Raw genomic sequence first — 11,039 nt, 5'->3', positions numbered from 1 at the left:
GCGCGAGGAGCTGGGCGGGCTCGGTGACTCGCTCGTCGTCGTCGGCGGCGACGGCCTGTGGAACGTCCACATCCACACCGACGACGTCGGCGCCGCGATCGAGGCCGGCATCCACGTCGGCCGCCCCTACCGCGTGAAGGTCACGCACTTCGCCGAGCAGGTGGCGGCGGCCAAGGCCCGGCGCCCCTCCCGTCTGGGGCGCAAGATCGTGGCCGTCACCGCAGGCCCCGGCCTGCAGCAGCTCTTCGCCGAGGTCGGCGCGATCACGGTCGCGACGGAGCCCGGGCGCCGCCCGAGCGCCGGCGAGGTCCTCCACGCCATCGACAGCAGCGGGGCCGCCGAGGTCGTCGTCCTGCCCAACGACCCCGACTCGCTGAAGGTCGCCGAGATCGCCGCCCGCAGCGCGGAGGAGTCCGGCAAGGTCAAGGTCGCCGTCATCCCGAGCCAGGCACAGGTCCAGGGCCTCGCCGCAGTTGCCGTCCACGAGCCGGGTCGCCCGTTCGACCAGGACGTCGTGGCGATGACGTCGGCAGCACGCCACGCGCGGCACGGCGCGGTCACCGTCGCTGCCCGCGAGGCGATCACCAGCGCGGGTGCCTGCCGGCCCGGTGACGTCCTGGGTGCGATCGAGGGCGACTTCGTCGCGATCGGGTCCGACTTCTTCGACGTCGCCGACGAGATCCTCGAGCGGCTCATCGGGGGTGGTGGCGCCGAGCTCGTCACGCTCGTCTCCGGCGAGGAGGGCGACGGCCTGGCCGAGCGTCTCGAGGAGCGGCTCGCGCACACGCACCCGATGATCGAGGTCGTCGTCTACGACGGTGGCCAGAGCCGCTACCCGCTGCTCGTCGCGGTGGAGTGACGCGAGGGATGCATCGGTGATCACGCTCGGGACCCCCGTCGCCGCGGTGCTCGGCGACCAGACGCGCAAGCGCAAGGCGATCGTCGAGGGCCTCGGCATCGAGACCGTCGGCGACCTGCTCCACCACTTCCCGCGGCGCTACCTCGAGACCGGCAAGCTCTCCGACCTCGGCAGCCTGCGAGAGGGTCAGCTGCTGACGATCATCGGCGAGGTCGCCACCTCCGACACGAAGTCCTACACCGACCGCCGCACCGGCAAGCCGGCGTACCGGGTGGAGGTGCTGCTCCGCGCAGACGGCGCCGGCCGCCTCAAGATGACCTTCTTCGCGAAGAGCCAGTGGATCGTCAAGAGCTGGGGCGAGAAGCTCCAGCCCGGGCGCCGCGGCGTCTTCCAGGGCAAGGCGTCCCAGTTCGGCCAACAGTGGCAGCTGACCAACCCGCAGATGCTCCTCTTCGGTGACGGGGGCGACGAGGAGACCGCCGCCCTGTCGCTGGAGAACATCCCGCCCTTCTTCCCGATCTACCCGCTCACCAAGGGCGTCGAAGCGTGGGACCTCCAACGCGCGGTCGCTTTCGCACTGAGCGTGCTCGACGAGGTCCCGGAGCCCCTGACCGACGACCTCCGAGAGCGGTACGACGTCGTCGGTCGCCGCCAGGCGATCGAGTGGATCCACGGGCCGGAGGAGTTCGCCCAGGTCACCGCGGCACGCCGCAGGTTCCGCTTCGAGGAGGCGCTCGTCCTCCAGCTGGTCCTCGGCAGGCGCCGCCGTGCCCTCGCCGTCCAGGGGGCACAGGCGCGCACCGGCGGAGTCAGCAAGATCCTCGAGGCCTTCGACTCCCGGTTGCCGTTCGACCTGACGCAGGGCCAGAGCCAGGTGGGGGAGGAGATCCAGGCCGAGCTCGCGCAGCCGCACCCGATGCACCGCCTCCTCCAGGGCGAGGTCGGCTCCGGCAAGACGCTCGTGGCGCTGCGGGCGATGCTCCGCACCGTCGACTCTGGTGGCCAGGCCGTGCTGCTGGCCCCGACGGAGGTGCTCGCCCAGCAGCACTACCGCTCGATCACGGCGATGCTCGGTGACCTCGCCGGCGGCGGCATGCTCGGGGGCGCGGAGGAGTCCACCGGGGTCGCCCTGCTGACCGGATCCATGACCAAGGACCAGCGGAAGCGAGCCCTCCTCGACATCGTCACGGGGGATGCCGGGATCGTCATCGGCACCCACGCCCTCCTCGAGAAGGCCGTCGAGTTCCACGACCTCGGTCTCGTCGTCGTCGACGAGCAGCACCGCTTCGGCGTCGAGCAGCGCGCCGCCTTGACGGACAAGGCGGGCACCCCGCCCCACGTCCTGGTGATGACCGCGACGCCGATCCCACGCACGGTCGCGATGACCGTCTTCGGCGACCTCGAGGTCTCCACGCTCTCCGAGCTCCCGGCGGGGCGCGCGCCGATCCAGACCAACGTCGTCCCCCTCGCCGACGCGCCCCAGTGGCTGGGCCGCGTCTGGGAGCGGGTCCGCGAGGAGGTCGCCAAGGGTCACCAGGCGTACGTCGTGTGCCCCCGCATCTCCGGGGATGTCACCGAGGCCGGGCAGCAGGACGTCCAGCAGTACGACGAGGAGGGCAACCCGATCGCGCCGCCCCGCCCGCTGGCCTCGGTCGAGGAGGTCGCCGAGGGCCTGCGTCACGGAGCGCTGCAGGGTCTCCGAATGGGGGTGCTCCACGGCAGGCTCGCGCCCGAGGAGAAAGAGCGCACCATGCGCGCCTTCGCCGCAGGAGAGATCGATGTCCTCGTCTCCACCACCGTGATCGAGGTGGGCGTCGACGTCGCGAACGCGACGGCGATGGTGCTCCTCGATGCGGACCGCTTCGGCGTCTCGCAGCTGCACCAGCTGCGCGGACGCGTCGGCCGTGGCGGGCTGCCCGGCCTCTGCCTCCTCGTCAGCCATGCCGAGTTCGGTACCCCCGCCCGCGAGCGGCTCGACGCCGTCGCCTCGACCACCGACGGTTTCGTCCTCAGCCAGGTCGACCTCGAGCAGCGCCGTGAGGGCGACGTGCTCGGCAAGCGCCAGTCCGGCGGACGCTCCTCCCTGGTCACCCTGAAGGTCCTGCGCGACGAGGAGGTCATCCTCGAGGCCCGCAGGGCAGCCGACGAGCTCCTCGACGAGGACCTCGCGCTCGGACAGGTGCCGCTTCTCCGTGGCACCGTGGAGGAGACTGAGCGCAGCAACGCATCCGAGTTCCTGGAGAAGTCATGACCACCGCCAGCAGCCACGAGCCCGCATGACGCGGATCATCGGGGGCAGCGCGGGCGGTCGACGCCTGGAGACACCCAGAGGGCAGGCGACGCGGCCGACGAGCGACCGGGTCCGCGAGGCGCTCTTCTCCGCCATCGAGTCGTGGTGCGGCTCGCTCGAGGGGCTCCGCTTCCTCGACCTGTATGCCGGCAGTGGTGCCGTCGGCCTGGAGGCGATGTCGCGTGGGGCCGGCGTGGCCACGTTCGTCGAGCAGGACCGCCGCACCGCCTCGCTGATCGCCCGCAACGCGAAGGTGCTCGGCTTCCACGTCGACGTCGTTGCCCACCACGTGGGTGCCGTGCTCGCCGGGCCCCCGCGCGCGCCGTACGACGTGGTCTTCCTGGACCCGCCCTACCCGCTGCCCGACGCGGAGGTCGACGCCAACCTCGCCTCACTCGTCGCGCAGGGGTGGCTCGCGGCCGATGCCCTCGTCGTCGTCGAGCGGCCCAGCAAGCGGTCCACCACGACGTGGCCGCCCGGCATCGAGGCGATCCGGGAGCGGAAGTACGGCGAGACGCTGCTCCGGTATGGTCACGCAGCATCGCCCCAGGGCGATCAGCATGCCGATCCAGGGGAGTAGAACGTGCGTATCGCAGTGTGTCCGGGGTCGTTCGACCCGGTGACCAACGGCCACATCGACATCTTCGGCCGGGCGGCCGACCTCTTCGACGAGGTGATCGTGGCCACGGGCCTCAACCCCTCGAAGACCCGCCTCTTCACGCCCGGGGAGCGCATCGACATGCTCACCGAGGTGTGCCGCGAGTTCCCCAACGTGCGGGTCGCCGGCTTCACCGGCCTGCTGACGGCCTTCTGCCAGGAGCAGGGGGCGGTCGCTATCGTGAAGGGCCTCCGCGCGGTCAGCGACTACGAGTACGAGCTGCAGATGGCCCAGATGAACTCCTCGCTCGCCGAGGTCGAGACCGTCTTCATCCCGACCAGCCCGGAGTACTCCTTCCTGGCGAGCAGCCTGGTCAAGGAGGTCGCCATGTTCGGCGGCGACGTCTCCGGCCTGGTTCCCGATTTCGTCCGCGAGCGCCTGATCACGCGTCTCGACGAGCGCAAGCGCTCGGGTGCCTGAGTCCAGCGACTGTCGCGGGAGGCAGACGTTTTGCTGCCTCGTCCCTCGCACCCGTAGACTCCCTCCGTTCTGTTCTGCCCTGATTGAGAAGACGTGACTGCCCACCTGGACCCGAGAGCGCCGCTCGTGCTCGACACTTACGAGCTCGGCCGCCGCCCGGGGTCCCAGCGGGAGGTCACGCTGACCGTTCCGGCGCCGGCAGATCTCGGCATCGAGCTCCTCGGTGTCCCCGAAGGTGCAGAGGTCGAGCTCGACCTCCGCATCGAGGCGGTCATGGAGGGGGTGCTCGTCACCGGTGCGGCGTACGCCGACCTGGAGGGCGAGTGCGCGCGGTGCCTGGAGCCGATCCACGACGAGATCGAGGCGAGGTTCCAGGAGCTCTACGTCTACGACGACGAAGAGCGCGCCGCGGACGACGACGAGGAAGAGCTCCGCACGGAGGGCGACCTGGTCGACCTCGAGCCGGTGCTGCGTGACGCGGTGGTGCTCGCACTGCCGTTCCAGCCCCTGTGCCAGGACGACTGTCCCGGACTGTGCATCGAGTGTGGTGCGCGGCTCGCGGACGACCCGGATCACACGCACGAGGCGCCGATCGACCCCCGGTGGGCCGGTCTGGCAGGCCTGCACGACCCCAGCAGCAAGACCGAAGACTGAACGCCCGGCCTGACCAGGTCGGACGAAGCTAGAGGAGAAGACAGTGGCTGTTCCGAAGCGGAAGATGTCGCGCAGCAACACCCGTCACCGCCGTTCGGCGTGGAAGGCCGTCGTGCCGACCCTGGCGACCTGCGCGAACCCGGCGTGTGGCGCCAAGGTTCTCCCGCACCGTGCGTGCGGCGAGTGCGGTCAGTACGGCGCCAAGGCGGCTCGCCGCCAGGTTCTCTGAGCCTGAGACCAGGTTCACGGCCCTGACCACGCACGGCGCGCGCGAGTACGACGCGCTTCGGGCAGCCATCGGCGATCCAGTCCTGGACGCCGAGCTGCTCGAGCGCGCCCTCACGCACCGCTCGTTCGCCTACGAGAACGGCGGGCTACCGACCAACGAGCGCCTGGAGTTCCTGGGTGACTCGGTGCTCGGCATCGTGGTCACCGAGTCGCTCTACCTGACCCACCCGGACCTATCCGAGGGCCGGCTGGCGAAGCTGCGCGCCGCCGTCGTCAACGCCCGCGCGCTCGCCGGCGTGGCCCGCACGATCGGCCTCGGCGAGCACATCAAGCTCGGCAAGGGCGAAGAGTCGACCGGCGGTCGCGACAAGGCCTCGATCCTCTCCGACACGGTCGAGGCCGTGATCGGTGCGGTCTACCTCTCCGGTGGCTTCGAGGTCGCCGGTGCGTTGATCCACCTCCTGTTCGACCCCCTGATGGAGGAAGCGGCCAAGCTCGGCGCCGGCCTCGACTGGAAGACGTCGCTGCAGGAGCTCTCCGCCGAGCGGTCGCTCGGCGTCCCCGAGTACGTCATCGAGGGCTCCGGCCCCGACCACCTGCGCCACTTCGTCGCCCAGGTCCGTGTCGGTGACCAGCTCTACGGTCACGGCGAGGGCCGGTCGAAGAAGGAAGCCGAGCAGCAGGCCGCCGAGACGGCGTACCGCGAGATCTCGGCGATCCCGCTCCCGGGCGACGACGTCGCCGACGCACCCGCCGTCTGACAGGGCGGTTGGGGCATGCCAGAGCTCCCCGAGGTCGAGGTCGTACGCCGGGGCCTCGAGGCCCACGCGCTCGACCGCGTGATCACCTCCGTCGAGGTGCTCCACGACCGTCCCGTACGCCGCTCGCCCGGCGGCGCCTCCGTCTTTGCCGGCGCCCTCGTCGGCCGCACCTTCACCGCCGCCCGTCGCCGGGGCAAGTACCTCTGGCTGCCGCTCTCCCCGGGGTCATCCGCCCCCGCGTCACTTCCCATGGGCGCCCAGGTGGACGACGCGGTCATCGGCCACCTCGGCATGAGCGGACAGATGCTCGTGCAGCCCGTCGGTGCTCCGGACGAGAAGCACCTACGGGTCCGCTTCACGCTCGCTGACGCGACCGGAGCACGCAGCGAGCTCCGCTTCGTCGACCAGCGGATGTTCGGCGGCCTCGCCCTGTCCGCCGGGGGAGCCGAGCTGCCCCCGGAGATCGCGCACATCGCCCGGGACCTGCTCGACCCGGAGTTCGACCTCGACGACTTCGCGCGTCGTGTCCGCCGTCGCACGAGCGGAATCAAGCGGCTGCTGCTCGACCAGACGCTGGTCAGCGGCGTGGGCAACATCTACGCCGACGAGGCACTCTGGCGCTCCGGGCTGCACGGTGAGCGGCCGGGGGACCGGCTGACCAGCGCCCAGGTCCTCGAGCTGGCCGGCCACGCGCGCGACGTGATGAGCCAGGCCCTCGAGCAGGGCGGCACGTCGTTCGACGCCCTGTACGTCAACGTCAACGGCCAGTCCGGCTACTTCGACCGCTCCCTCAACGCCTACGGCCGCGAGGACGAGCCCTGTCGCCGGTGTGGCACGGCCATGCTGAGGGCCGCCTTCATGAACCGCTCGTCGTACTTCTGCCCGTCGTGCCAGAAGCCGCCGCGGGCCAGGCGCGCGTAACCCCGCGCAGCGACCAGCGCACGCCTAGTATTCGCGTGTGCGTCGACGTTTGAGGATGAACCCTTCCGGCCGTGGTCCCAACGACCCGTGGTTCCGCCTCGGCACCCTGGACGTCGGCACGACCGTGCTGATCACGATCCTCAGCGTGGCCGCGATGCTCTTCGGTGCCGGGGCCATGCGGACCCCGCTCTCGGACGTCTTCGTGCTCGACCCCGAGGCGATCCTCCACGGCGAGGTGTGGCGCATCGTCACCTGGCCCTTCGCCTACCCGAACGGCGTGGGCTTCTGGCCGCTGCTGACGATCGTGATGTTCTGGTACTTCGGCAAGGACCTCGAGGAGCACCTGCTCGGGCGGGTCCGCATGCTCCAGTTCGTCGCCAGCGTCACCCTGCTCTTCGCGATCGTGGCGGTCGCCATCGATGCCATCGTCGGCAACGGAACCGCCGTCGTCCGCGACAGCGGGCTCAGCACCGTCGAGCTGGTCATCCTGCTCGCCTGGATCGCGGAGTGGCCGCAGCGCCGCTTCCTCTTCAACATCCCGGCCTGGGTCTTCGGCTCGGTGATCCTCGCGCTCTCGCTCATCCAGTACCTCCAGTACGGCGTGTGGTGGATGGCGCTCTACCTGGTCGTCGGCCTGGTGCTCTCGACGATCGCCGCGCGCTCGCTCGGCATGCTCAGCGAGCACCACGCGCTGCCCAAGATCCACCTCCCGCACCGCCAGAAGCGGGGCGGCACGGCACGCCACCAGCACGGCCCTCGCGCGCGCCGCTCGCACCGCCACCCGTCCCAGGGGCCGACCGTCGTCGCGGGCCCGTGGCAGGGGAGCGCGGCCTCGGCGGAGTCGCCCGACGAGGCCCGGATGAACGCGCTGCTCGAGAAGATCCACGAGAGCGGGCAGGCGTCCCTCAGCTCCGCGGAGCAGAAGGAGCTCCTCGCGCTCCGCGACCGCCTGCGCCGCCGCTGAGCACTGCTGACCGCGGGCGCTCGACCCTCGGGTGCCCCAGCGGGCAGCGGCGTCAGATTGACTCCCTCGGGGCCCCGGTGCGACCCTTGAAGACGGCCCCGACGTCGGTCGTGGCCATCCATCCAGACCGGAGGAACTTCATGGCCAAGGCGCTTCTCGGCTACATGAGCAGCGACCTGCGTGACCCCTCGCGTGCGGACCGCCTCGCGGCGGAGGTGCGTCGTCTGCGCGACCGCGTCGGCGACCTCGAAGCCCTCGTTCTCCGTCTCCAGGACGAGAACGACCGCCTCACCGCAGACCGGGCCACCTGGGCAGCACTCGAGGAGATGCAGCCCGCCTGACGGTGACCGGCGTCGAGCAGAGACCTGCTCGACGCTGACGCGGCACGCCCAGATGCGCGCCGCGCACTGGCTTGGCGCCCGCTAGTCTCACCTGCTCGTGAGCACCCTCGTCGACCGTGTCGTCCCGACCCGCTTGGGCGTGGATGTGCGGCGGCTCGTCGCGGCGACCTGGCTGGTCCAGCTCACGGACGGTCTCGCCCTCGCCGCCGGTCCTCTCGCAGTCGCCTCGCTGACCCAGGCGCCCTTCCTCGTGGCACTCGCGGTCGCCCTCCACCGCCTGCCCGTCCTCCTCCTCGGCCCGTACGCCGCGTTGCTGGCCGACCTGGTCAACCGACGGTTGCTGGTGGTCGCCGCCGACGCCGCGCGCGCCGGCGTACTCCTGGTGCTGGCGACGCTGCTCGCGCTGGGTGCGGCGCCCGTCGCGCTGCTGCTCGCGGCCACGCTCGCGCTCGGCCTGCTGGAGACCGTGGCCGACAGCGCCCGGACCCCTGTGCTGCCCATGCTCGTCGACGACCCCATCGCGCGCGACGCCGTCGGTGCGCGGCTCGACGCGGGGTTCGTGGCGGGCACCCAGCTGGCCGGCCCGGTCCTGGGTGCCCTGCTCTTCGCGCTCGGGCCGCCGGTGCCGTTCCTCGCGCAGGCGGTGCTGCTCGGAATGGCGGTCGTCGTCTTCTCACGACTCCCGCTCCGCGGCCCGTCCCGTGGTCCCGCGCCGGCGTCCGTGCAGCGTCCGGTGCGTGCGGGCCTGCGGCGGATCGCGGTCGACCCGGCACTCTCGGGTCTCTTCCTGGTCGGACTGGCCGCGCAGGTGGCGTGGGCGGCCGGCTGGTCGCTGCTCGTGCTGTACGCCGCCGGGCAGCTCGGGCTCGGCGAGGTCGGTTTCGGCTTGCTGGTGGCGGTCGGGGCAGCCGGCGGGATGACCGGTGTGGCGCTGCGCCCCCTCCTCGATCGGGCGACCCGCGGCGTTCCTGCGCTCACGCCGGTCCACCTGCTCCTCGGAGGCCTGGCGCTCGAGGCGCTCGGTCACCTCGCACTCGGCCAGCTGCACACGCCGTGGCTCGCGGCATCGACACTGGCGCTGCTCGGCGCGGTCGGCTTCGTGAGCAGCGACCTGGCCCGCGGCCGGCGGCGAGCACGGACCTCGACCGACGGCACCGCGGACGTCGTCGCGGCGGCGACGGCGACCCTCGGTCTGGCTGCGACCGTCGTGGGCTGTCTGCTCGGCGGAGTCCTCGCCGAGGTCGGCGGAATCGCCGCGGCGTACACCGGTGGAGGGGTGCTCCTCGCCACGGCCCTGATCCTCCTCGGCCGCAGGTGCGCAGCGTTGTAGCCTGACCCGACCTGCCCCTTTGCTGCGGAGCGTTCGTGTACCTCAAGACCCTGACCCTGAAGGGCTTCAAGTCCTTCGCGTCATCGACGACCCTGCAGCTCGAGCCGGGCATCACCTGCATCGTCGGGCCCAACGGCTCCGGCAAGTCCAACGTCGTCGACGCGCTCGCCTGGGTCATGGGCGAGGCCAGTGCCAAGAGCCTGCGCGGCGGCAAGATGGACGACGTCATCTTCGCCGGCACCTCCGGCCGGCCGCCGCTCGGCCGCGCCGAGGTCGCGCTGACCATCGACAACTCCGACGGCGCGCTGCCGATCGAGTACGCCGAGGTCACGATCACCCGCACGATGTTCCGCAACGGCGGCTCGGAGTACGCCATCAACGGGCAGACCTGTCGCCTCCTCGACGTGCAGGAGCTGCTCAGCGACTCCGGCATCGGCCGGGAGATGCACGTCATCGTCGGCCAGGGACAGCTCGACCAGATCCTGCACGCCACCCCCGAGGACCGCAGGGGCTTCATCGAGGAGGCCGCCGGCGTCCTCAAGCACCGCAAGCGCAAGGAGAAGGCGCTCCGCAAGCTGGACGCGACCGAGGGCAACCTCACGCGCCTCAACGACCTGCTGACGGAGATCCGTCGCCAGCTCAAGCCCCTCGGTCGTCAGGCCGAGGTGGCCCGCCGGGCCGCGACCGTCCAGGCCGACGTCCGTGACGCCCGGGCCCGTCTGCTCGCCGACGACCTCGTCACCGCCCGCACGGCGCTCGAGCAGGAGATGGCCGACGAGTCGGTGCTGGTCGAGCGCCGCGCCCAGATCGAGGCTGCCATCGCGGAGGCGCGCGAGGCGGAGGCGGCGCTCGAGGCTGCGCTGCGCGAGGACCTGCCCGCCCTGAGCAAGGCGCAGGAGACGCTCTTCGCCCTCTCCGGTCTCCGGGAGCGGATGCGCGGCACGGCGTCGCTCGCTGCGGAGCGGGTCCGCAATGCTGCGGGACAGGCCGACGTGGCCACCAGCGGTGGCCGTGACCCCGAGCAGCTCGAGGCCGATGCCGAGCGGGCCAAGGCGCAGGAGCAGGCCATCGCCGCCGAGGTGGACACCCTGCGGGTGGGGCTCGACGACGCGATCGCGGCCCGCAAGAAGGCAGAGGAAGCCGCTTCCGAGGAGGAGCGCCGCATCGCCGCGCTCCAGCGCGCGGCGGCCGACCGCCGGGAGGGCCTGGCCCGTCTCGTCGGTCAGGTCAACGCCCTCAAGTCCCGCGCGGCCGCTGCCGCTGACGAAGTCGGCCGCCTGACGCTCGCCCGCGAGAACGCCCTCGCCCGGGCCGAGCGTGCCCAGCACGACTTCACCGCCCTCGAGACCAAGGTCGCCGGCCTGGATGCCGGCGAGGAGGGGCTCGACGCCGAGCACGAGGAGGCGGTCGAAGCGCTCGACGCCCTCGAGCAGCAGCTCCTCGACCTCCGTGAGCAGGCGGCCGCCGCCGACCGTGACCGCTCCTCCCTGACCGCCCGCCGCGAGGCGCTCGAGCTCGGTCTCAACCGCAAGGACGGCGCGGGTGCTCTCCTGGCCGCGACCGACCAGGTCTCCGGCCTGCTCGGCTCCGTCGCCGCCCTGGTCACCGTGAAG

Annotated in this window: 11 protein-coding genes and 1 pseudogene; all 12 read left to right on the top strand. The window is 71.7% G+C overall.

What is annotated here, in order from left to right; genetic code table 11:
- Positions 1 to 859: pseudogene (locus VLF38_RS09565) on the top strand (Dak phosphatase); the annotation flags it as partial.
- 16 nt (positions 860 to 875) lie between these two features.
- A complete protein-coding gene (locus VLF38_RS09560; protein ID WP_325271034.1) occupies positions 876 to 3,110 on the top strand; it encodes an ATP-dependent DNA helicase RecG in 2,235 nt (744 codons plus the stop codon).
- 25 nt (positions 3,111 to 3,135) lie between these two features.
- Positions 3,136 to 3,729 (top strand): 16S rRNA (guanine(966)-N(2))-methyltransferase RsmD, encoded by a 594-nt coding sequence (gene rsmD / locus VLF38_RS09555; protein ID WP_325271033.1) that lies wholly within the window; start codon positions 3,136 to 3,138, stop codon positions 3,727 to 3,729.
- 3 nt (positions 3,730 to 3,732) lie between these two features.
- Entirely contained in the window at positions 3,733 to 4,227 is a 495-nt protein-coding gene (gene coaD / locus VLF38_RS09550) for a pantetheine-phosphate adenylyltransferase (RefSeq protein ID WP_325271032.1), read from the top strand.
- 93 nt (positions 4,228 to 4,320) lie between these two features.
- A complete protein-coding gene (locus VLF38_RS09545; RefSeq protein WP_325271031.1) occupies positions 4,321 to 4,881 on the top strand; it encodes a YceD family protein in 561 nt (186 codons plus the stop codon).
- A gap of 43 nt (positions 4,882 to 4,924) precedes the next feature.
- Positions 4,925 to 5,110 (top strand): 50S ribosomal protein L32, encoded by a 186-nt coding sequence (rpmF, locus tag VLF38_RS09540; protein WP_107700183.1) that lies wholly within the window; start codon positions 4,925 to 4,927, stop codon positions 5,108 to 5,110.
- A complete protein-coding gene (rnc, locus tag VLF38_RS09535) occupies positions 5,052 to 5,870 on the top strand; it encodes a ribonuclease III (protein ID WP_414689379.1) in 819 nt (272 codons plus the stop codon). Before rpmF ends, rnc begins: the two co-directional genes overlap by 59 nt.
- A gap of 15 nt (positions 5,871 to 5,885) precedes the next feature.
- A complete protein-coding gene (gene mutM, locus VLF38_RS09530; RefSeq protein WP_325271030.1) occupies positions 5,886 to 6,791 on the top strand; it encodes a bifunctional DNA-formamidopyrimidine glycosylase/DNA-(apurinic or apyrimidinic site) lyase in 906 nt (301 codons plus the stop codon).
- 55 nt (positions 6,792 to 6,846) lie between these two features.
- Complete coding sequence (locus VLF38_RS09525; protein ID WP_325271029.1) at positions 6,847 to 7,755, top strand: hypothetical protein; 909 nt, start codon at positions 6,847 to 6,849, stop codon at positions 7,753 to 7,755.
- Between the two features lie 140 nt (positions 7,756 to 7,895).
- Positions 7,896 to 8,096, top strand: a complete 201-nt coding sequence (locus VLF38_RS09520) for a hypothetical protein (protein WP_325271028.1) — start codon at positions 7,896 to 7,898, stop codon at positions 8,094 to 8,096.
- A gap of 97 nt (positions 8,097 to 8,193) precedes the next feature.
- Complete coding sequence (locus tag VLF38_RS09515) at positions 8,194 to 9,426, top strand: MFS transporter (protein WP_325271027.1); 1,233 nt, start codon at positions 8,194 to 8,196, stop codon at positions 9,424 to 9,426.
- A 35-nt stretch (positions 9,427 to 9,461) separates the two neighbouring features.
- Positions 9,462 to 11,039: chromosome segregation SMC family protein (locus VLF38_RS09510; RefSeq protein ID WP_325271026.1), on the top strand; the 1,578-nt coding region annotated here is incomplete at its 3' end.

This window comes from Nocardioides sp. (assembly GCF_035481145.1).
GTDB lineage: Bacteria > Actinomycetota > Actinomycetes > Propionibacteriales > Nocardioidaceae > Nocardioides.
Note: the sequence above shows the minus strand (reverse complement) of the source record. Positions and strands in the feature narration are given on the sequence as shown.